The organism is Bifidobacterium aesculapii (assembly GCF_001417815.1).
GTDB classification, from domain to species: Bacteria; Actinomycetota; Actinomycetes; order Actinomycetales; family Bifidobacteriaceae; genus Bifidobacterium; species Bifidobacterium aesculapii.
Map to the genome: position 1 here is coordinate 60,807 of NZ_BCFK01000037.1, position 23,664 is coordinate 84,470.

General features: G+C 60.6%; 12 protein-coding genes and 1 pseudogene. 3 read left to right on the forward strand and 10 right to left on the reverse strand.

The genetic code is table 11. The features are described 5' to 3' along the window. Positions 1 to 217: 217 nt before the first annotated feature. Both BFAL_RS05955 and BFAL_RS05960 read right to left on the reverse strand, forming a co-directional pair. Complete coding sequence (locus BFAL_RS05955) at positions 218 to 4,279, reverse strand: bacterial Ig-like domain-containing protein (RefSeq protein WP_055427505.1); 4,062 nt, start codon at positions 4,277 to 4,279, stop codon at positions 218 to 220. A 2,105-nt stretch (positions 4,280 to 6,384) separates the two neighbouring features. Continuing rightward, positions 6,385 to 7,482 carry an aldo/keto reductase gene (locus BFAL_RS05960; protein ID WP_055427506.1) on the reverse strand — a complete coding sequence of 366 codons (1,098 nt, stop codon included), beginning with the start codon at positions 7,480 to 7,482 and terminating at the stop codon, positions 6,385 to 6,387. Positions 7,483 to 7,822: 340 nt separating this feature from the next. Between BFAL_RS05960 and BFAL_RS05965 the strand changes: the two genes are divergently transcribed. Continuing rightward, positions 7,823 to 8,053, forward strand: a complete 231-nt coding sequence (locus BFAL_RS05965; RefSeq protein ID WP_055427507.1) for a hypothetical protein — start codon at positions 7,823 to 7,825, stop codon at positions 8,051 to 8,053. A 75-nt stretch (positions 8,054 to 8,128) separates the two neighbouring features. Then, positions 8,129 to 8,845 carry a hypothetical protein gene (locus BFAL_RS11000; RefSeq protein ID WP_152973560.1) on the forward strand — a complete coding sequence of 239 codons (717 nt, stop codon included), beginning with the start codon at positions 8,129 to 8,131 and terminating at the stop codon, positions 8,843 to 8,845. Between the two features lie 227 nt (positions 8,846 to 9,072). Here BFAL_RS11000 and BFAL_RS11390 read toward each other — a convergent pair whose 3' ends face one another. The 8 genes from BFAL_RS11390 to BFAL_RS06010 form a co-directional block, all read right to left on the reverse strand. After that, positions 9,073 to 10,293, reverse strand: a complete 1,221-nt coding sequence (locus tag BFAL_RS11390) for a class C sortase (RefSeq protein WP_201780447.1) — start codon at positions 10,291 to 10,293, stop codon at positions 9,073 to 9,075. Between the two features lie 190 nt (positions 10,294 to 10,483). Beyond that, positions 10,484 to 12,220, reverse strand: coding sequence for a SpaH/EbpB family LPXTG-anchored major pilin (locus BFAL_RS05980; protein ID WP_055427509.1), 1,737 nt, complete (start codon positions 12,218 to 12,220; stop codon positions 10,484 to 10,486). A gap of 88 nt (positions 12,221 to 12,308) precedes the next feature. Then, positions 12,309 to 15,590 (reverse strand): SpaA isopeptide-forming pilin-related protein, encoded by a 3,282-nt coding sequence (locus BFAL_RS05985; RefSeq protein WP_055427510.1) that lies wholly within the window; start codon positions 15,588 to 15,590, stop codon positions 12,309 to 12,311. 556 nt (positions 15,591 to 16,146) lie between these two features. Further along, positions 16,147 to 17,703, reverse strand: coding sequence for an amino acid permease (locus BFAL_RS05990; RefSeq protein WP_082440410.1), 1,557 nt, complete (start codon positions 17,701 to 17,703; stop codon positions 16,147 to 16,149). Positions 17,704 to 17,766: 63 nt separating this feature from the next. Next, on the reverse strand, positions 17,767 to 18,432 hold the full coding sequence (locus BFAL_RS05995) for an RloB family protein (RefSeq protein ID WP_055427512.1): 666 nt from the start codon (positions 18,430 to 18,432) through the stop codon (positions 17,767 to 17,769). 35 nt (positions 18,433 to 18,467) lie between these two features. Beyond that, positions 18,468 to 19,757 carry an AAA family ATPase gene (locus BFAL_RS06000; protein ID WP_055427513.1) on the reverse strand — a complete coding sequence of 430 codons (1,290 nt, stop codon included), beginning with the start codon at positions 19,755 to 19,757 and terminating at the stop codon, positions 18,468 to 18,470. A 342-nt stretch (positions 19,758 to 20,099) separates the two neighbouring features. Continuing rightward, positions 20,100 to 21,323: a UDP-galactopyranose mutase gene (gene glf, locus BFAL_RS06005; protein ID WP_305765038.1), complete on the reverse strand. Its 1,224-nt coding sequence runs from the start codon at positions 21,321 to 21,323 to the stop codon at positions 20,100 to 20,102. A 76-nt stretch (positions 21,324 to 21,399) separates the two neighbouring features. Continuing rightward, positions 21,400 to 22,893 (reverse strand): RNA-binding domain-containing protein, encoded by a 1,494-nt coding sequence (locus BFAL_RS06010; RefSeq protein ID WP_055427514.1) that lies wholly within the window; start codon positions 22,891 to 22,893, stop codon positions 21,400 to 21,402. Positions 22,894 to 23,181: 288 nt separating this feature from the next. On the opposite strand from BFAL_RS06010, the pseudogene BFAL_RS11585 reads away from it, so the two are divergent. Next, positions 23,182 to 23,664, forward strand: a pseudogene (locus tag BFAL_RS11585) (hypothetical protein); the annotation flags it as partial.

Genomic DNA, 23,664 nt, shown 5'->3' on the forward strand with positions numbered 1-23,664 from the left:
ATTGGAATGTGCGGCACTGCGTGGGTATGTGAATAGGTGAACGTCGGTTGCGTGACAGTCACGTATGGTGCGCGCGGTGCCGCACGGTCGGCCGGGAATCCCGAATGTGCGGGGATTCCCGGTGTCGCTGATGGTCTACGGGCCGGTGCGGCCGCGTAAGCCGCGCGACCGGGTCGGCCCGTAGGCCGACGCCGGTTGTGCGCGGCGTTCGCGCGGCTTACGAGCGGCGCTTGCGGGTGATGAGCACCACTCCCGCAGCGGCGACGAGCAGGGCGATGACGCCCACCACGCCGCTTACGGATGCGCCGGTCGCGGACAGTCCACCGGCGGGCTTGGCGCCAGGCGCGGGCTGCGGCTTCGGCTCGGGAGTGACGGGGGCGGGCTTGATCGTCACGTTGAACGTGGCGGACTTGCCACGGTAGGTGACGGTGACGGGCTTGTTCTCTCCCGCGACGGTGGAGTCGAATCCGGAGACCACATAACCGGCGCTCGCATCGTCGGACGGCTGGAGTTCGACCGTCTCACCGCTCTCGTAGACGGCGTTGACCTTGAGACCGGTGAGGTCGAGCGCTTCGCCGATCTCGTATTCGGTCTTGGTCGGGCCGGTCACGGTAAGGCCGGTGAGCTCGTCCACGTTGAACGTCACCGTGTACTGCTTGGTGGTGGCGCCGTCCGCGGCGGTCACGTCGATGACGGCCGTGCCGCCCAGCTTGCCGGCTTCCACGACATCGCCGGTCACCTTGACGGTGGCGGCGTTGTCCGTGGCGAAGGCCTGCAGCACCGGGTTGGCCTGCGCGTCATACGGCAGGTCGACGGTGTACTTGCCGGTCTCGTTCTTCGGATCGAGGATGCTCTTACCGTCGACACGCAGGTCGCCGAGCGTGGCGTCAGAGGCCGGCTTCGCGGTCTGCTGCGCCTGGAAGATGCGCACTTCGGCGATCTTGGCGTAGTAGTTGGCGTTGTCGGCGTAGGTGAGCTTGAGGCGCACGCCCTTGGTGGCGGGCAGCGCGTTCAGGTTCGCCGTGGTGACGTCGCCGCCGTTGATCTTGGCGCCGGTCTCGACCTTGACGTCGGAGTCCTTCCACGTCATGCCGTCCTCGTCGAGGTACTGCACGGTGAACGCCTTCGGCGTGGCCTCGCCGTACGAGACGAAGTCGAGGTCGTTGAGCTTGTACGCGTTGTCGAAGGTGTAGCTCACCCACGGGTCCTTGTCGTCGGCACTGGACTGATTCTTCCAGTTCGACCAGGAGGTGCCGTTGTCGCCGTCGCAGGTCTTCTGCACGGTGTTCGAGCCTTCGGTGGACGACGCCTCGGAGGCGCTGCAGAACTTGGCGGCGAGGTTCTCGCCGTTCACGGTCTCGCCTTCGGTCACGTATACGGTCAGCTTGGCGGCGATCGTCTTGCCGGTGCCGTCGTCGGTGTCGACGGCACCGGTGACGGTCACGGTCTCGCCGGCTTCGGCGAAATCGGTATCCGCGAGCTTCGTCCAATCCCACGTGACGCCGCGCGCGAACGCCGGCGAAGCGCCGACGTGCGCGTCGACGGTCGTGGGTGCCGCGGCCTTGACCGCGTCAAGCGTGGCGCCCGCGGCGAGCGTCACGGAGGCGGGATCGGTCACGTCGAACGCGCCGACGTAGACCTTCGCGGTGACCTTGAACTCGTTGCCGTAGATGTCCTTGGCGGTGCCGGTGGCCTCATAGGTGCCGGTCTTGGCCGTGTCGACCTTCGTCACGTCCCAATCGGAGACAGTGGCCGGGCCTTCGCCCCACGCGTAGTAGAGTGTCACGGTCTCGGGCAGCTGGGCGGGGGCGTTGACGGCGGTCTGCACGTTCACGGGCTTAGCGCCGGTCGGAACGACGTCGCGCAGCGTCCAGGTCTGGTTCGAGGCGGGCGAGGTGCCGCTCGGCGACTGCCACAGGCCGACCTTGGTGCCGACGGCGGTCTTGGAGCCGTCCACGTCAAGGTTCTGCTTGGCGGCCGCGTTGAGCAGCTGGTAGGTGGAGCCGTTGGACGTGTTGAGGATCCATTCGGCGGTCTTGTCGCTCTTGGCCTGCTCGACCGTCAGCGAATCGGAGAAGGCGTTGGTGCCGTCCTTGGAGACGAGCACCTTGCCGTCAGCGTTGGTGATCACGAACGCCTTGAGGTCGGGGCGCTCGGAATCGGCGGGCTGCTCGATCGGGGTGAACGTGAAGGTCTGCTGCTTGGCGGCGTCGGCGGTGGTGGCCGCATCGGCGAGGGACAGCGCGGAGTCGCCGGCGGCGACGTTCGCGAGAACCTTGCCGGACTGCTTGCCGACGAGCTGGTACGCGTGGCCGGACTGCACGCCCGCGTCCTTGGCGACGCCGGAGACGCCCTTGAGCTGGATGGAGGCGATGGAGCGAGCCGGAACCGTCACGGTGGCGGTCTTGGCGGCCTTGTCGATTACGACGGAGCCCGCGGCCTGCTTGACGTTGCTGGTCTTGGCGAACACCTCCGGAGTGGCGGCGTCCACGCCCTTGTCCTTGTCCTCCTGGGCGGTCTCAGTGGTCAGGTACAGGTCGCCGGACGCGTCGTCGGCGATCTCGCCGTACTTGGAGAGGTCGATGACGAACGTCTGCGCGGCGGTGCCGGAGTTGCGGTGCACGATGGTCTGCGTGGTGCCGTCCGCAGCGGTGGCGGTCATCGTATTGTTCTCGTCGTTGTTCGCGATGACCTTGTCACCGGGGTGGATGAAGTGCGTGATGGCCTTCACGCCGTTGTACTTGGCGTTCGCGATGACGGTGCACGGGGCGATGCCGTCGGTCTTGCCGCCGTTGTTGTTGACGCGGCGCTCGGAGTAGAGCTTGCCGTCCGCGCCGGCCACGGTGCAGTCGAAGTCGATGAGCACGGTGCCCCAGTTGGTGTTCTCGCCGGCCGGGTTGACGTTCGAGCCCATCTGCATGTTGTAGAGGTCCTCGACGACCTGCCAGAAGGTGAAGTCCTTGGACTGCAGGCGGGTCACGTTGGAGCTGATCTTGCTCATCATGCCGAGCGCGTTGTCGAAGCCGTACGGGTTGTAGGAGCCGGACTGCCAGGAGCCGTCCACCTCGCTCATCGAGAGCTTCTTGCCGTCGGCTTGGGCGACGTCGCGGGCCTGCATCTGGCCGCCGTCGCCGTACGCGTGCACGTTGTACTGGTCGACGAGGTCACGCACCTCCTGCGGGTACGCGTTGTACGACTTGATGAAGTCGCTGGCGTTCGTGGCGTCGGTGGCGGCGATGATCGTGTCCTCGTTGCCGTTCAGCGCGGCGGCGAGGGCGTTGAGGGTCTGCTGCTGCTGGGCGTTGTCGACGTGCATGCCCTCCTGCGGCTTCTTCAGGCCGGTCGAGTACGGGGTGGCTTCGGCGTTCTTGTCCTTGTAGTACTTGTTCCAGTAGCGCTTGACGAGCTGGCCGTTGGCGCCGCTCCATGCATCGCTGAGGCCATCGGCCGCGGTGTCGCCGGGCGTGCCCCAATAGCTGGTCTCGGACTCGTTGAACGGCTCGACGGTGTCGACGTTCGCGCCGAGGCTTTCGAGATGCTCTACGTTCTTGGCGAGGTATTGGGCGAACTTCTCCGGATCCTTGAGGTTGTTCTTGCCGGAGTTGTAGCCGCCGGTCGCGTAGCCGCTTTCGGTGAGGAACCACGGCGCGGAGTTGGAGAACGCCTCGATGTCGGTGATGTCCGGGTTGTCGCCGGTGGCGCCGCGGCTGATCCACCAGTCCTGCGCGGAGGACTTGGAGAAGTCGTACTGGCTGCTGTCGGTCGGGTCGAACGCGGCGGCGAGCTTGTCCTTGTCCGCCTGCTTGGTGGTGACGCCGTCGCCGTAGGTCTTGGCCGAACCGTCGGCGTCGTCCTTCCACGTACCGGGCACGGCGGCGCCCTGACGCATGAACGGGTAGCCGTAGGCCACGTCGGAGGCGTTGCCGCCGCCCACGTTGTAGCGGGCCATGTTGAGGTCGAGGCCGGTCTCGCCGAAAACGGACTGGTAGAACTGCTCACGCAGTTGCTTGCCGTATTCCACGGCCTTCTTCTTGGACGCCTCGTCGCCGAGGTTGTCGGTGATGGACGATTCCTCGCCCAGGCTGCCGGTGGCGTTGGCGAACCAGGCGAGCGAGGTGCCCCATCCTTCGAATGAGTTGGCGTTCCATGGGTTCGGCGTCACGGTAATGGTGGCGTTGCCATCTGCGGCATACGCGGTGCTCGTCGTGGCGAGCGCCCCTCCCCCCAACAAAGTTGCCGCCGCAACCATTGCGGCCAGCGATGTTCGAATAGCCTTCATAATGCTCCTTACTTCCAGCTTTTCGCTTATTCGCGCCCTCGTCGGCCCGATGACCGCTTCGCTGCAATACCATGCGTCTCCGCCACCATGCGACTCGGGCACGCACCGGCTCCTTCACCCGGCGCATCGATTTGCCACGCAAGAAATGTTTGCGCAAACATCCCGATAGGGGTCATTTTACCACAACAACCGACATTTTTTGCCTGTGATGAGCCTGCCGACTGAGACAATGGAAACCATGGCGAAAAAGCCATCGGCCAGCGGCGGATTGCACGGATTTGAGCCCATTGCTCCGTATTTTCGGTCGCTGACGTCCGCTCAGCGGCGGATTGCACGGAGCAGTGGGTCTTTCTCCGTAATATCCGCCGATGAGTTGTTCTGAGCGGCGGTTTGCACGGAACAATGGATCCATCTCCGTATTTTCCGCCGCAGGGATTGCCACGGTGGCCACGGTGGCATTGCCGACCTACCCACTGCTTTCCCTTGTTGTCGCGAACCTGCGCGGTTCAGGGCATGACTTGCGCGATTGGACGGCGAACCTGCGCAGTCGGCGGGCGAACCTGCGCAGTCCAAGCCCCAATCTGCGCACAGGGGTGCTGAAAGAAGCCCTCCGCAAGACATTGGAGCATATGCGCCATATTCCGAAAAGCCCGGAATACCAAGGAAACCACCGACGACACCCCACCCGTCGCAAACCGGCCTTCACGACCCCCACGCACAGGTTCGCCGTAGGACTGCACAGGTTCGGAGCCAAACTGCGCAGGTTCATACCCAAACCGCGCAAGTTCACGCGCCAACTACACAGGTTCGAGACCGAACCGCGCAAGTTCGAGACCGAACCGCACAGGTTCATACCCCGACCCGACCGCACAGGTCCGACACCACTCTTGCAATCATGGACACGCCACGCACGCATTCGTCTGGTCCCGTCGCATAAGACCGCCCGATCACCACCATGCGAGTCGGCCGACTCGCCGCCGCCCTCCTGTCGACCGCCGTCACGTAAGCCGACCATACCACCGTCGGCGGCCGCAGCAAGACAACCCGAATACCACCCGACACGCCGATACACTGGCGCTCTAATGTGACTTGTGTTACACATTCAACCGTTTTCTTTGGTTCCGTCAGTCATCGCGCGTACACTGGGAAGTGCTCGAAAGCGGAGAAGCTTCCGGACCTACGAGAAGGCGAAGTAGATAAAGGCCCAAAGAAGGGGAAGAACCCATGTCACAGCATATTTGCAGCATCGCGGGATGCACTCACGAAGCGGAGGAAGCCGGCCTGTGCGGCGCCCACTTCACGGCGGCTCTGGTCCATGGGGCCTTCCAATACAGCACCACCAGCCGGGCCCACAACTGACCCACAGTCGACGGCCACGTAGCGGCCACACCTGCCCGGTCATGAACGTCACAGCGTCACAATGTAAGAGCGCAACAACGTAACAACGTCCATAACCACAGGGCAGCGTTCCGACACCGGAACCCGCCCGGCCAACGGCATCAGTGGACCGCAACGACTCCTCGCAGGACCCGCCAGCCACACGGCACGGAATCGCCCCATTCACCGGCGCCCCGGCGCCCCAGCGATTCGCCGCAGCAACATATAACAGAACATAGAACATCACCCATCGAGACCACCGCCGGAGTGACCGGCTGCACAGCGAACATTCGTCAGGACGTACACACGACATGCGATGCCTACACCACCCAAGCACATTGGGGGATGCGCATTGGTTGTTTGTAGGCTCGTAACCACCGTTCGCCGCACCGCAGCAGTCATATCAGGCGGTTTTTCTATGTCCGAGGTAACAGGGTGCCGTAGCGCCGAGATGCCCCGTAGTACCAAGGGGCCGTAACGCCAAGGCATTGAACCCCAACCGCGACCACCCTCTATGCGCGATTCTCATGCGCTGCAAGGCCGATTGCCGCACGATAATCGCGCATAGGAACGGTGCACGCCTCAGTCAGCCCAGTCACCCAGCGCTCAAATACCCAAGTACCCGACGCCCAGTGTCTCAGCACCTTAACGCCCCGACGCCCAGCACTCAATGCCCCGGTACGGCGGCGCCGAGCGACGTGCGGGCGTTCTCCGACCGGCTCGCCCCCTCAGCGCCCCGCCACTCCGGCGCCCAGCAGCGCCAGTTCGTCGTCATCCAGCCGCATGTCGATCGCGGCGAACGAATCGCGGATCTCATGCGGATTGCGCGCGCTGGGAATCGTGAACAGGCGATCGTAGCGCGTCATCTCCCATGCGAGCACGACCCGCTGGTAGGAGCATCCGCGCGCGGCCGCGACCGCGCGGAACGGGTCGTAGGCGTGCGCGTCGAACGGGTCGAGGAATCCACCGAGCGGCGACCAGCAGACAAAATCGAGTCCGAGCGCCGCGCAATGCGCCATCGTCCCTTCCGGATCGGGGTGCGACGGCGAGAACTGGTTCTGTACGGCGATCAGGCCGTCGCCGAGTATCGCGTGCGCCACGTCGATCTGCTCGTTGTTCACGCGGGACACGCCCGCGTACCGGATCACGCCTTCGTCGAGCAGTGTCTTCAACGCGCCGACCGTCTCCTCGTACGGCACGGACGGGTCCGGTCCGTGCGAGTACAGCAGGTCGAGCGCGTCGACGCCGAGGTGCCGCGCGGATTCCTTCGCGTCGCGAATCATCGCCTCCGGGCGCGAATCCGCCATCCACCCGTACCGGCTGCCGGCTGCTTGCAGCCGCTGCCGACCGGCCGCGCCGGCACCGGCAGTGCGTGCGCCGTCAACGACTTCCGTGCCGGCATCGTCCGCGGCCCCTGCGCCACTGCCTGCCGCGCCGGTACCGGCCGCGCCGTCCGCATCGTCCGTCACTGCCGGCTCCGGCGCCGCGCTGATCGTGCGCCGGTAGCCGGTCTTCGTCGCGACGATGACCTCGTCGCGCGGCCCGTTCCACGTGGCGAGCGAGTCGCGCACGAGCGTTTCGCCGTACCCGAAATCCACGGGCGCGCCGGTGCCGTCCGGTCCGGGCGCGGACGGCAGGTAGTACGACCATGCGGTGTCGAGGTATCGCACGCCGGCGTCGAGCGCGGCGTGGATCGTCGCGATGGCGGTGTCGCGGCTTGGACGGCCTTCGATGGCGAGCGCCATCGTGCCCATGCCGAGCCGCGGCACGCGCCCGTGCCCCGCGAAGTCGACGATGTTCGACGATTGCGTTGTGTTGCCGCTCATGTTCGTTCTCCTGACTGCGCGCCTGTGCGCCTGTTCCCTCACGATTCTGTTCATCCGCTACCCATTATTCTCATACACCCCCGAACCGCAAACTTCGTACTCCAGCCAGCCTCCAGACTACGGTCTCATGTCTGCAAGCAGACCGCGCAAGTACGACACGCCAATGAGGATTTGCCTCAGGCGAAGAAGACGGCTATGTTAATCAGTTTACCCATACGAAGTGGTACCCTCGGCAGTATATTTTTATCGCGCAGCATGCGAGAGACGTTAGGAGCAGCACAATGCTGGTAGTTGGTTTGGCCAGCCGCAAGGCGAGCGCATACACGTTATGGAGGCAGGCATGACCGCATCAGGTATTTCCGATCCTTTGCTCCAGTGGCAGCGGGAGCAGCATTACCGCCCTAAGGCGAAGCGCGCGACCTTGTCAAGCTCGACCAATCGAGGGTTAATCATTACATCCGCTCAATCGAACGACATAGAGCTTGTCAAGGGCATCAAGGCCATACAGGAGAGGGGAGAACGCGGAAAAAGAATTGCCGAGCTTCCTTTCAATGCATATAAGAGTTTTTAATTGTCTTATTGCCAGCGGCATGATTAATTCATCTATAGAGCACGTGCTTGTCCACGGACGGTAAGTTCCAGGATTGTGATCGTAAAGGCGTATGACGGTCACAATCCTCCTGCCAATCCGGCGTGGATGCAAGACGATGAAGTCATAAAGGGGAAGGGCACGGTGGCCCATTTCGAGAATCTCGCATCAGGTGAGTATATATCAACACATTTCAATTCGCTGCTGTTGTCCGGGGAAATGGAGTTCCTATACAGACTGCAAACCAACGAATGCCTGAGGTACGGAGAACGCCGCGTCTCCTTCAAGGAGGACCGCCCTTGGCTGAAACAGCTACGCCGCACCGTCGATATCAGCAATCTTGGACGGCAGGATGAAACATGGACATTTGAAGTTGATTGGTCGGTTCTGCAAAACATTGCCCAGGATTGTTGGCTGGAAAGATTCCAAGAAGGCGAGTCTGTTCCCCTTCCCCTCCTGCTTATCCGCAGATATGTTGCCACCGATTACAATTGCCTCACGAAGAGCAACGATGGTTCTTCATATTTAACGCACCGTAAAGCCAATAATGCTTTTGCTGCTTTAGTGGCATCGTACTTCCTCTCCGCCCGCATTTCATCTCTCCATAAACCACCATATCCATCTGACGAAATTAGGGTTGAGGTCTTCCACGTTCCTGGTTCATCGTTTCGCCAAGGATGTGCGGCCTGTTCTTGTCCACGACAAGTACCCCGGCATGGAGCAGAGCATTCAGAGCGATACCGAACTGTTCAGCTCATTGCACTGGAATGGTGAGGGGAATACGGTCGGCACGAATCCCGCAAATGCTGCGGCAGCCGTGTTGGGCGCCATACTCGGCACCTGGCTCATCGTGTACCTGCTGCTGCGAATCGTCGGCTAGACGGACACGCGGCCTCAACATCTCACGAAAGAGCCCCCGCCAAAGGCCGACCCGCACCGGCCACGCAGCCGGCCACCAGCCATTAGCCAGCCCCGGCCGCATCAGCCACTAATCGCTGACACTAGTCGCTGATGTCGCGGAGTTTTTCGTCGATGCCGGGTTCGAACTGTTTGGTGCCCATGCCGGCGACGGTCCGTGCCTGCCGACGCCGCCCCTGCCGAGCGCCACCAGCACCACCAGCGCCACCAGCCGCGCCAGCGCCACCGCCGGCCACGTCTGCAGCACCGATGCCGGCACCCGAGCCACCAGAGCCCGAGTCGAATCCAGAACCGGCGTCACCGCCATCAGAGCCACCTACACCGGTACCGCCGCCAGAACCCGCAGCGCCACCAGCCACTACTCCCCCAATCGTCCCCGCCACGCTGGCCGCGACGACGCGCGCGACCGCCTCACGCCGCCGCTTCCGCCGCCACCAGCGCCACAGCGCAATCGCGAGCAGTGTCACGACGGCCGCGAGTCCGCCGAAGCGGAACCATGTGTCGGGCGAGTTGGGTGAGAACGACACGACGGGCTCCTTCACTTGGTCCGGATGGTAGGCGGTGCGTTCGCCGGTGACGAGGAGTCGGTGCGTGTTGATGCCGTATGGCGTGCAGGTGACGAGGGTTATGAGGTCACGTCCCGCTTCGGCGCGGATTTTGTCGAGGTCGTCGGGTTTCACGGTTTCGATTTCGACGACTTTGTACGCGTGTGTTTCATCGAGCACGCTGATGGTGAAGATGTCGCCTTTGTCGAGTTCGTCGAGTCGGGTGAAGAGTTCGGCGGAGGGCAGTCCGCGGTGTCCGGTGAGTACGCTGCGGTTGCCTTTCCCTCCGATGGGGAGTGAGGTCTGCCGCATGTGTCCGATGCCTTTGGCGAGGACTTCGTCGTCGGTTCCGTGGTAGATGGGCAGGTTGAGTTTGATTTTGGGGATGCTGATGTATCCCATGACGCCGTCGCCGTTGAGGTTGAGCACGTCGGTGTAGTTGGTGGGGAGTGCGTATCCGCTGCCTTCGACGAAGGGGTCATGGAGTGGCTCGCCGGTGAGGTTGTCGTTGTATTCTTTGGCGAGTTTGAGCTGTTTCTGCTTTTCGGCGGCGCTGAGGGTGGATACGGTTTCGCTGTAGTTGGTGATGACTTGATTGTGTTGTTGGTTGGAGACGAGGTCGGCGAAGATCGGGTAGGAGAAGACGAGTACGCCGGCGAGGATGAGGATGGCCGCGAGGATGGTGTTGAGTTTGTTCTGCTGTGGTTGCGTTGTACTGCGCGCGCGGCGTGCGTGCATGTTCCGCCGTCTCACTGCCATTTCCGCTCCCTGATTGTTCCGTTCCCCCGATGATGATACACGTTGCGTTTCCGGTCCTGTCATGCCAGAAACCCCCGCTCGTAGATTCGCGGGTGGGTTCCGTTCGGAACCCACCCGCGAATCTACGAGCGGGGGTTGGGTGAGGCGATCGGCGTGCGAAGGGTTTTCACTCCGATTGTCTCGTTATGGTTCAGGCGCGACGCTTGCGGGTCAGTACGGTGACGCCCGCCGCGACGAGCAGCACGCCGGCCACGGTCATAAGGACCATGCCCGCGCTACCGGTCTTCGGCAGCCAGCCCTTGGTGTTGTTGACGGTGGTGGAGACGAAGCCGAGTTCGCTCTCGCCTTCGACGTGACCGTTGAAGTCTTCACCGTCCTTCAGAGCGGTGATGGTGACGGAAACACGGCCGTTCAGCTTGATGTAGCCGGCCGGAGCCTTGGTTTCTTCAAGCTCGTAGGTGCCCTCGTCGAGACCATAGACGCTGAGGTGTCCTTTGGAGTCCACAGGCAGGCTGGTGACGCCGGCTTCACCGGACTTCGCCGGGCGGTACCCCTTGTCATCCTTCACGAAGCTGAGCTCGTTATCGCCGCCCTGCTTGTACACGGCGAACTCGGCGCCAGCAGGCAGGTTGTCCTTCTGCAGAACACCGTTCTCGAAGAACTGCTTCAGGACCTTGATGCCGAAGGTGTACACCTTGACCTTGTCCGGCACGGTGCGGTGAGAGTCCTTCTCATACGGGTTGTTGGTGTACTGAAGCTTCACGTTGTTGTAAATCGGCTCGCCGACAATGGCCTTCTCGTTCACCGTGGCGGTGTACTGCACGTGAATCTTGTCGAACTGGCGAACCTTCTCATAGTTGAAGTCCAGAACCCAAGTAACGGCATTGCCATCAAGATCCTCGGCGTTTTCAGTGGTCAGCGTGTAGTAGTCGTTGCTGGCACCCTCACCGATCTTGGTTTCGGTTCCCTTATCGTCAACGCCGTAGACGATGAACTTGTGACCGCCCCCGTTCGTGTAGTTCGGGGTCAGGGCCTCATCCATCGTATCGGCAATGACGTACTTCTTCTCGATGGCATCCTTCGGGAAAACGGGCACGTTGGAGCGGGTGTCATAAGTCACGATGCTGCCGATTCCGACGGTGTCGGAACCGGTGTCTGTCTGGTCCTTGCCGCTGTTGTGGCCGTCATCATTCTGCTCGTTGATGCTCTTATCGATGGTGGCCTTGCTGCGCTTGGCCTCAATGTCGGCATCCGCGATCTTCCACGGTTCTCCCTCTTCCTGGGAGAACCCGACGGTCACTACGACAGGACGATAGGAGTAGTCGGCGACGACCCCAGGTTTGTTTCCGTTACCTTCAGTATTACCGCTCTTGTTGGTAATCTTCACCAGGTAACCGGCGACAGTCAAATCCTTGAGAGTGACCGTATTCGCATCCGCGGTACCTTCAACAGTGACTTGCCTCGCTTCAGTCAGCTTGACAGTGCCGTTGCCGACTGCGTTGGACAGTCCGTCGTAGAACTTCGCGATGTCGGACGAGTAGTTGCCGTTCTTGTCCGGCGCGCCGCTCAGATCATCCTTCAGATTCGCATACTCGTTGCTGACAACGTTCTTCTCGCCGATGTATCCGGAGTAGTTGCCACGCACCCATTCGGCCACGGCATTATCCCAAGTGTACTCCGGAGTGGCGGGCACGTAGGACGGAGCCTCAGCCGTGCCTTCGTTCGTGTAGTTGACGTTGATGACCTTGTACGCGGTCACGGTGGCGCCACCCTGCACGTTGCTGATAGTGATGGAACCCTTGTCCGTGGTGGCACCATTCGGCGTATCCGCTGCCATGGCCGGGGCGGCGAGGCCGAAGGAGCCGAGCATGGCGGCGACCGCCGCGACGGCCACGGCTGCGATGCCGCTCTTCTTCAAACTGAACATTTTGCTTTTCCTTCTCTTAAGTATTGATTTGTGAATCAATGGGCGGCCACGCCGCGTATGTGCAACGCGGCCGCCCGAGAAAACCTAGTTACTGCAGATTCGCCTTCCTCCTCGCTTCAGCGGTCAATACCGTCACACCCGCGAGCAGCAAAGCGCCACCCAGCGAAGCGAACACAATCAGACCACGCCCACCAGTGGAGGGAACAGACATGTGCTTGTTGTTGCCCAAACCAAGCAGTCCGCCGTTCTTGTCATCCGTGTGGAAGGCGGGCGGCAGGTTGCCGTCCTTATCCGCAACCGCCTCGGGTCTCTCGATCGAGCCTTCCTTGACGATGACCCGCCACTGGCCGGCCGGAAGCGTGTAGCCACTCGGCGCCTTGGTTTCGACCAGACGGTATTCGCCATCGGCGAGACCGGAGAACTCAATCTTGCCGTTCGTGCCACTCGTCTGAGTGGCGAACATGGACCAAGCCTTATCCGGGCCGACATTACTGCCGTTCCGCCAGTCGACCAAGCCTTCCGGGCAGCTCTCACTGTTGCAACGGAACAGGGAGAACGTCGCACCCTGCAGCAGGAACTTGTAGTCGTCGCCATCGGTCTTGACGAACTCGAACGACGGCTTGAGCACGTTCTCGAACTGGAAGTCCTCCGTCTTCACTTGCCCCGGCTTGGGCTGGTAGGTCACGTTGCCCTTGTCGTCAGTAGAGTTGCCGTTCGTCTCCTTGCTGGTGAACGCGCGGTTGAAGACCTGGGTCTTGTCTTCCACGCCATCCTGACCAGTCGCGACCTTGGTAACAGTCACTTCCGCGCGATAGCCGTAGCCGTCGCTGGTGGTGCCGTCGAGCGCGGTTACGTGAACCGCCATCTCGTAGTACACACCATCGGGGTTGTAGGTCACGTCAGGGTCGTTGCCCGACTCTTCGGTGATCTTGTACGTGAAGGTCTTGTCCGTGACGGGCTGACCGTTCGCGTCCATACCGAGGGCATCCGCATCGTACTTCAGCATGTCGAAGGCGGCGATGCCAACCGAGGCGGCCTTACCGGTCTTCTTGAGTTCGACAGAAGCGGTCTGGTCCACGCCTTCACCGGAAAGCCTGAACGTGAACGTCTTCGACTCGTCCTTGCCGAGCACAGCGTCACCGGAAAGGAGCTTCGTCACCGACGGCTGAATATACACCGGCAGCTTCTTGTTCGTGACCTGCGTCTCCGACGCGTTCTTGCCAGGAGCGTAGTAGACGCGCTTGCCGGTGTTGACGGTAATCACCGCATTATCGGCATCAAGCTTCTTCTCCGCGATGAGCTTGTTGATGGCGTCCTGAGCATCCTGAAGGGTCTTGAACGTTCCCTTGGTGCCGTCACTATCGGTCATCGTATATGTCGGAGCACCGCTGAGAAGCTGCACACCATCACCGGTAACGGAAGCATCGTTCAATGTGACCGAATTGCCACTGTTCTTGATATACACGCCGTTGTTCACGGTGATTTTTTGCGTGCCAGAGGTAAGAGTAACGTTACCCTTACCTTTATTCCATGCAACATCCCAATCAAGAATGCCTTTGAAGTCATCAGCGACAGCAGTGTTCTTGTCCTTAAGGACCTCTGCAGACTTGCCTTCACCGTTAAGAACGTCTGCCTCAGTCACAGTGGCGTTGGCAGTGACCTTAACCGGCTTGGACTTGGAATCGATTTGGTAGCCAGCGGGCACTGCGACTTCCTTCACGTAATACGTCTTGCCTGCAAGCATGTACGGAACCGTGATTTCACCATTGGAGTCGGTGGTGTAGATTCCGGTGTCCTGCATTATGATGGAACCGTCCTGCTTCAGCTGAACCTTGCCGTCTTTGACAACAGCCTGCTGCGCGGTCTGGGTACCCCCCTCATCTGCATACACTTTGAACTGCACGCCCGGAATGGGCTTGCCGGTAGTCGCATCCACCTTCTGGAAGCTCAAATCGGACAGCACGGTGTCATTGGACTCGATCTTCACCGTATTGAGATACGTGACATCAGCACGATAGAAGTAATCAAGTGACGTGTAAGTCTTAACCGTATTATTGTAGAACCCATAAATGCTTTGGAATCCGATACGCTCCTCATACCGCCCATCTTGACCGCTATTGGGTATGGACAAGACTACGCTATTGCCCGAAGCAGTAAACCGATCGGTTCCCGAGTAGCTGCCATCAATTGAACTTGTAAACGACGGCTCTACCTCGGTAGGATGTATCGCATTATCCGCATTACGAGCAGCAGTCACACTACCCAAATCAACATCTGCCGAACGGCCTGTTAAAGTTGTATCTATCGCAATTTCTGTATTCCCACTACCAGAATGACGAAGAATAGCCACCGGCATATCATTATATGCGGTAGTTTGAAAATAATGAATATTACCCAAAGTTCGTGTCAGATTAAGCTGATACGGGTTCTTCGGGAGTACGGTAATACCGATAGAATCCACAGACACCGCCGGCCCCAAATCTTTATCAGCCGGGAAGGGCTTGGTGGACACTTCCTGATAGGCATCTTCAATAAAACCGAGGCTCTTCCAAGAACCCACATCCTCGATGGAAAGTCTCTTTGTCCTGACAAGCAGAAGAATACCTCTGAGGACAGCATTATTCTCCAGTGTATTCGTTATACGAATTTCACTCGACGCATCGCCAGAACCGTAATACTTAATCACATCGGCAGCAGTACGCGGCGTGTATCCACCATACTTATCGCTGTCAGTGTAATCCTGCCCCGACGCGTAAATCGTGTTGTAAACGGCATCGGCGAAGACCTTGGAGCCAGTGAAATTGGCATCGATATAGCTGCGCACATCGGCCCACGAGACACCATCGGGAAGCTTGGTGGAGGACGGGGCGTTTTCGGCCACCATTTGGGCGGCGTAGATGGCCCAGTCGTGGCTGTACTTGTTGACCTTCTGGATGAGCACGTCGGCTCGCGTGGTATCGAGCTTCTGGACCTCATCAGTGGAGAGGGCGTTGACCTTGGCGTTGACCTTGGCGATCTGGTCGTTGAGTTCGCCCACGTTGTTGGCGTCAACGGTGAAATCGTCGGCGGAGGCGTCCGGCAGGGCGTTGATCGCATCCTGCGCCTTCTGCGCCTTATTGCTCAGCTGCGTGGCCTGCGCGGTCCGATTGCCGGCCGCAGCGGCGTTCGCATCGGTCGTACCGTCGGCGACGACGGTGGCCGCGTTGGAATCCTGTGCCGTGTCGGCGAGCGCGGTGCCTGCCGTGAAGCTCACGGAGCCCAGCATCACCAGGGACACTATGGCGGCTACCACACGGCCGGCTATGCCGCGTCCCTTCTTCGCCGCGAATCCGCGACGGGATTCATCGTTCTGGTGTTCGTGCAACATCATGCGCTTCTTCGTCTTCCTCTTCTTTTCGACTGCGCTGACATCTTCTCTCTGTCAACTCTACTAGGAACCGTTCATACTCCTTCCGTGTGACTCCTTTGGTACGACCCACGCATTCCTCGTGTAGTTTTTACAGTAGCATGACCAACTTGAGAACCGCTGCCTTCCGCTTGATACCAAGGAAAACAGCACCCCCCCCCCCGGAAAATCGAGTCAGCAGGCGCGACACGCCCACGAACGACGTCTCACCTATCGGACAACTACTGAAACGCTCAAGTGTCCGATTGTGTGACCGTAAACACTATCGCCGTCTCATTTCCGCGCCGTCAATCTTCGCCAACGCGGCATCCAACGCCACCGCAGCGGCGTTCAGCAACGCCGTCCTGCCGGACGGTCATCTCCTGCGATGACCGTCATCTTCGGGTCGAGGGCAATACCGAAATCAGAGAACCGTCGGAAGTCCCGCGACGAACAGAACCGACCTGCGGCCGATGCTACTCGAAAAGCATCGGCCGCAGGTCGATTCCGCGTCCACAGAACCAACACACCGCCGTACCCGCTACCGTTTCAGCGCAGCCCTGAGGTCGCGGTTCTGGAATCGCTCGTGCAGCAGACAGTAGCCGCCGAACGCCGCGAGCCACACCAGACCGGCGATCGCGGAACCGCGCGTATCGTCCGCGAGGAACAGCGTCGCGTACACGAACACGAAGAACACAATCGCGAACGTGTTCGTGAACCGGTAGGCGGGCATCACGAAACCGTCGCTGATGAAATCAGCCGAACGACGGTACTTCTGGTGCGCGATCATCGTGAGGATGTAGATGAAGATGATCACCGCGCTCGACGCGGACGAGAACAGCACGAACGCGCTCGACATGCCCGGAATCGCGTTGATGATCGGCGACAGCAGGATCAGCGCGGCGGAAACGAGAATCGCGCGCGCCGGCACGTGGCGTTTCGACACGACGCCCACCTTGCCGAACACCGGGGAGTCCGATTCGTGCGCGAGCTGGTACAGGTGACGCCCAGCGGAGTACAGCAGCGAGTTCAGCGCGCTCGACGCGGCCGTGATCACCACGAAGAACACGAGCGCAGCCGCCCAGTTCAATCCCGCGTACTGGAACACCATGATGAACGGCGAGGCGAACGAACCGTCCTTGTTCGGCGTGAACGACGTCCACGGCACGATCACCATGATCGCGACCAGCGCACCCACGTAGAAGATGAGCACGCGCACGATGATCTCGTTGACGGCTTTCGGCAGCACCTTGCGCGGATTCTGCGTTTCGGACACGGTCACGCCCACGAATTCGATCATCTCGTATGCGAAGAACACCATCTGGAAGCTCATCAGGAACGCGAGCCAGCCGTTCGGCGCGAGCGAGAACCCGTTGAGGATGTTGTCGAAACCGGCGTGCCCGGCCGGGGAGACGCCGTCGCGGCCGGTGATCTGCACCGCGTCGTAATGGTAGCCGATCACGACCATCACGACGGCGGTGGCGATCATCGCGCAGATCAGCGTGATCTTGATCATCGAGAACCAGAATTCGGCTTCGCCGAACGCCTTCACGGCAATCAGGTTGATGGTGACCAACGCGGCGAGGAAGCACAGTTCGATCAGCCACTTCCAATGCGACAGGTCCATGCCGAACGTGTCGAAGAACGTGATGAAATACGTGGAGACGGCGGTGATCTCACTCATGCCGATCAGCACGAGCACGATCCAATACGACCATCCGGCGAATTTGCCCCAGCCGTTGCCCAGATAGCGGGTGATGAAGTTGATGAACGTGTGCTGGCTCGGATCGCGGTACATGAGTTCGCCGATCGCGCGCATCAGCATGAACATCACGATGCCGACGCCGATGTACACGAAGATGATGCTCGGGCCCGTCAACGCGATCGACTTGCCGGAGCCCAGGAACAGGCCGGTGCCGATCGTGCCGCCGATCGCGATGAACTGCACGTGGCGATTGTTGAGGCCACGCGCCATTTCGTTGTTCTGGTCAAGCGATTCGACCGATTGGAGGGAAGTGGGGCCGGCATCGAGGCCGGTACTGTCGCCGGGCGCCGCAGTCACGCCCGTACCGCTGGTTTCATTCTTCACTTCAGACATAGTGGGCGAGTTTACCGCCCGTTTGTTTCATCGACAAGAGTCGCCCGCAGCCGCGGTACGCCGTCACCCGACTGGACACTCTCCCGTTCCCCGTCGGGCAGTCTTCTCCCACACATCCTTGATGGCATCCATCAGCTCGAGCACCTCGGATGAGGGACGATTCTCAGGATACGCCAGATTATCAGAGCGCAGCTTCGCGTCGGCTTCACGTGCCCGCCGGGATGCTTCGTGCAGTCCGTCCTTACGAAGCCCAGTCCACAATGCCGCCCAAGGATTGTCGGCACCTTTCGAATAGGAAGGCCATACCTTCTTCAGTTCCGCATCGGTCTGTTTCGCCAAACATCCGACACGCATATAGTCCTCTAGATGCCAAATCAGCCAGACATCAAAGCAAGGGTTGGACAGTGCCACGTGAATGCCTAATCGCTCCGCCTCCTTCCGGGCGCGTACGACCTCACCGGTGTGCTCATCCCAATCGAACACAACCCATACCTGGTCCTGCTTCTCGACCGCTTCGATACCTCGCTTGGGATTGCCGGTAATGTAGTCTTTCGCCCTATCGACGATGGCCAGCGGGGACACCTCGTCCTGTACTGCCTTCACGGATATCCCCGCCAGTCGAAGCAGCTGGTTGACGGCTTGGAAGTAACCTCTCTCCGTTTGCCCCTCGCACACCAGTATGAATCGTGGCGGCACCTGGCGTTTGCCAACGCCCCTCTTCTTGCTCATGACCGTTTCCCTTACCGTCATCCCCGTCGTTCGGACTATTCCCGTGGCGCTTCCCGCACGAGGTCTCCGAGAATCGGAGTCGCACCGAGACGTCCCTGAAGATACAGCTTCTCGATGTTCTCCTCGCTGCGCGGCGAGAAGTCAGTCAACGGATACAGCTGAGTGATACCGTCATTGCCCTTCTCAGTGAACCAGATCTGATCACGGTCAAGCAGAAAACCGAGACCACCCCAGTTCCCAAGCAAGGTGACATCATGGGAGGAGAACAGCAACTGCGCCCCGTTGGGGTTGGTGCTCTTCCGTTGGAAGAGCATGATGATCTCCTTCAGCAGCAATGGGTGCAGTCCGGTAATCTCGTCCAGCAGCAACAGCGTGCCGTTTTTCAGCGCCGAATAGATTCCGCCGGCGTATTCCCAGAGCTGTCGGGTGCCCAAGGACTCATAGTTCCACGGAATCTCCTCGGCCGTAAGAACACCGTCAACGATGGCTCGGTGCGAAAGCGTCGGTCGACGATTGGCCTTCATCAGACGCTGTTCGGCGTCGGCCAGCGACTCCGAATCATCGTCTTCGGCGAGCATCTTGACCAATTCCTGAGGGGGACGCTGCGACGGCGGTTTAATCCGAATACCCGAAACGCCCAAATCGGCGCTTCCCAGCAACTGGAGAACCCACTCGCAGAACTTCGGATCCTCGTCGAAAAGATTGACGGGGTCCGTGGATGAGTCCGCTGGGATAAACCAGTGGTACGCGTCCATAAGCGGCTCGAAATTCTCCTTCGCCGCTTTGGACAGAAATAGCATGTTGTCACGGGTGGCGTCGATGATGGCTTTCTTCGATCCACGCAGTTTGGCCGACACCGTGATAGCGCTTTTCCCGTCCGCCACGCGACGAGAGAACAATGTGCGCACAGAACGACGCGTCGTATTCCGAACGTGTTCGCCAAGCCATTCGGAAACGACTATTCCATCCTGCAGCGAGACCTCGTACTCGTATTCGTGCGCAGCCGTGGAGAAACGGATACGGAACGACGACGGTGCCTCGCGTGACTTCTCGTCAAGTCTGAACGTCTGCACAGGCAGAGGTTTGCCCACTTCCCTGTCTGCGGATCCCAACACCAATGCCCGTACGTATTTCAAGGCGTCCAAGACGTTGGACTTGCCGGACGCATTGGCGCCGAACAAGACGACGACCGGAGTGAGGTCGCCACCGGCGGTGTCGCTTCCAAGATCGAGCCTGGATTCAGAACCATTGCCGGCACGTTGGAAGGTAAGAGCCTGCCGCTCCTTGATTGAACGGAAATTCTCCACTTCAAGTGAGAAGAACATACGCCCCCCCCTTTCTGCAATATGCAGATTATCACTTAAGGCAATCAATGCAAAAAAATCTCATAAAATCATCTTATCGACGGCTCTATTGATTTCGAAGCTTTACAGTTCCGACAGACATCAGCCCGATTCCGTCCCACCCTTCGGTCGCCGAGCGGGCGGCTACGCTGTGGCGAGACCCGATGGCCGGGAGCTACACGCGGCATTGCCGACCCGCTTCGCAGGAAGCCGATACCTATCGACAACCGATTCGATTGCGCAACACATCACGTCACACATGCGACGCGGCGCGGCACCGTGTGGAGCCGCGCCGCGCAGCGTCACCTCGCGCCGAGCGTCAACTCACTTCGCGAGCAGCGGGGCGACCTGCTCCTCGTAGGCGGTGAGCGCGGTGTCGATCACGTTGTGCATGTCGTAGTACTTGTACGTGCCGAGACGACCACCGAACACGGTCTTCGGCTCGGCGGCGGCCTTCGCCTCGTACTGGGCGTACAGGGCCTTGTCCTCGTCCGTGTTGATCGGGTAGTACGGTTCGTCGCCGCGCTCGGCGAAGCGGGAGTACTCCTCCCACACGACCGTCTTGTCCGGATTCTGCTGTTCACGGCGCTCCGGGTTGAAATTCTTGAACTCGATGGCGCGGGTGTACGGCACGTCCGCGTCGGAGAAGTTCATCACCGGGCAGCCGAAGTGATCGCCCTCGTCGTAGCGGACTTCCTTGAAGTCCACGGTGCGCCACTTGAGGTCGCCGAGCTCGTAGTCGAAGTAGCGGTCCACCGGGCCCGTGTACACGACCGGCACGCCGGCCGCGCGCAGCGCCTTCTTGTTGTACGGCTGCGACTCGTCGAAGAAATCAACCCCGAGGGACACGGTGATGCGCGGATCGTCGATCATGCGCTCCATCCACTTGGTGTAGCCGTCCTTCGGCAGGCCTTCCCACGTGTCCTTGAAGTAGCGGTTATCGTAGTTGAAACGCACCGGCAGGCGCTTGATGATCGACGCAGGCAGCTCGCTCGGATCCGTCTGCCACTGCTTGCCCGTGTAGTTCTTGATGAACGCCTCGTACAGCGGGCGACCGATCAGCTGGATGCCCTTGTCGTTGAGGTTCTGCGGATCGGTGCCGGCCAGCTCGCCGGCCTGCTCCTCGATGACCTTGCGCGCCTCGGCCGGCGTGTACGCCTTGCCGAAGAACTGGTTGATGGTGCCGAGGTTGATGGGCAGCGGGTACACGACGCCGTCATGCGTGGCGTACACGCGGTGCACGTAGTCGGTGAACTCGGTGAAACGGTTCACGTAGTCCCACACGCGCTTGTTGGACGTGTGGAACAGGTGCGCGCCGTATTTGTGGATCTCCGCGCCGGTCTCCTCGTCGAAGTACGAGTACGCGTTGCCGCCGATGTGGTCGCGCACGTCGATGATGTGCACGCGCGCGCCCGCATGCTCGACCGCCTGCTGCGCGACGGTCAGGCCGAACAGGCCCGCGCCGACAATCACCAGATCCGGGTACTGCACGTCACCTCGCGCGTCACCCGCAGCGTCCTGCGTCTTGTCCTGCGTTTGCTCCACCACGTTCGCCACGGTCTCAAACCTTTCATCGTTGATGTGCGATTACCCGCACCATGCTAGCGGCAATCATGGAACTCCGTCACGCGCCGGCGGAAGGCAGCCGGTATCGCGTGGACGGCCCGCGGCCATCCCGCGCCAGCATCCCTCGTTCCACCATGTCCCTGATGATGGCGGCCGCAGTGGATTGCGACAGTCCCGTGACCTCCTGCACCTTGCGGCGTGTGACGCTCCCGTTCCCGCGCACGTAGTCGAGAACGACGCGCTGCCGCTCCGCCGCGGCAGCACCGACATCAGGCACCGCCGCCACCGAGTCGGCCCCAGCCGATACCTCGGGCTTCGGCTCGAACACGCCCGGCCCAAACACCCCCGGCCCCAACATGCCCGTCATCGATGTCGCCTTCGTCCCCGATGTCGCCTTGCCCTCCTCACTCGACAAACGGCTGTAGCGATGATTCGGCAAGGTGAGCCGGAATGAGTGGTCGCTGATGTCGAATTCCGGCTTGACCGAATCATTGCGATAATCGCCCATGATGCGTCGCACACCGGTTCCGTAAGCCTCCACCAACCGCAACCGGTAGAAGATGTTCGCAAGTTTCGGGTTACGTTGGGAGGAGATGCCGTTCATCATATCCTCGCGGGTGAATCGGTCCGGGAGCCCGCCGAGATTCAGGAATTCCATGCGGTCGTCGAATATGCTGATCAGCGACGGTCCGGACAGACCGTAGTCTCGGTGTACCAGCAGGTTCAGCAGCACTTCGCGCAGCACCAGCGGGGAGTAGTCGTATTCATCGACACGCCGCATGGATTGCCCGGTATGGGATTGCACGACGTTATGCCTGGCAATGAATTCGCCGACCTGATCGAACTGCGTGAGCAGCGATCCGGAGAATTCCTGACGATTGACGAACACCTCCTTGCGGCCATCGGCGAATACCGCCGCTTTGACCGATGCCGTGCATTGGTCCGAGAGCAACCAAGCAAGGTTCGTATACGTTCCGTCCGCGTCCAGCAGTCCCAGTGTGCGCTGTGACGATTCGGTGAATCCGATTCCAGCGTCCGCGAAGGCGCTGCGAGCTGCAGCGAACGTCAGATTCTGTTCCAGCGAGAGCGCGTCCTCAAAGGAGTCGCCGGCCGTCTGCCGGATCATGTCCACGATTGCGGATTCGGATGCGGGTATCGAGGCGGCACCTGAACGGATGTACACTCCGGCGGAGCGGATGCCCTTATCCGCCAGATAGTACGGCCGGTGCGAGCCACGTTGCACGTGCACTGCGACGATGGGAACACCCTGAACGGTTTCCGGTTCGACCGAGACGAAACTCATCACATCAGGACGGATGCCATCGGACACCGCCTGCGTGGCACGCCGCATGGTCTCGTCGGGATTGTCCAATCCCACCGCAGTGCCGTCATCATCAATGCCGATATAAATGACGCCGCCGTCCGTGTTCGCAAAGGCTACCGCCGAACGCTTCGCCCCATCGGTCCACGTCCGTTTGAACTCGGTGCGCAATCCTTCCATGAACGACATAGACATGGTGACCTCTTTCGCAGCATTGACGGTATCGCGCATCGCATCGATTATCGCGGTATCTATCTTACGGTTATCTTCTATCTTATCTTATCATCTTACAATTATCTTCCAATATCTTATTGTCTATCTTACGATCGCCTTTCCGACGGCAGCACCTCTTGCCGACCGTCCATCGAGGCGCCGCGCGCGTACAGACCGGCACGGTCGCGGCGAATCACGTCGACGCGATGACGAACGACCCGCGCATAGTGAACGAAAGGTAAATTCGTCCTGAACCTACGTTTACAATGTCCCGGAATGCCACCGGAGTAGGAATAGGTGTAGACAGTGAGCGCATCGCAGGGTATGGACGAGCCACAGCACAACCCGGAAACTTCCGACGTACAGAAGACTCCCAGCAAACAGGAAGCTGCGGGCACACCCCGTACACAATCGGACTCCGACGCACAGGAGACCGCCAGAGCACCGGAAATCCACGGCACGCAGAAAGACCTCACCGTGCAGCCGGACTCCGACGCACAGGGAATCCCCTGCATTCAGGAAACGGAGACTTCCAGCGCCCCGGTAACCCCCAGCGCCCAAAAGCCCGTCGACACGACGCTCACCGGCACACCTGGCCCAACGGATACGCCCGTCGACACAGCCAATCCAACGGGCATGCCTGCGGCGACTACATTCCTGCCCACCGGCACACCCGATTCGACGGAGGCACCCACCGGCACACCCGCCCCGGCGATTGCGCCCACCCCGACCACATCCTCGGGCGACGCGGCACGCGGGGCGCGCAGCGTCGCCCGAGCGGCGGTTGCG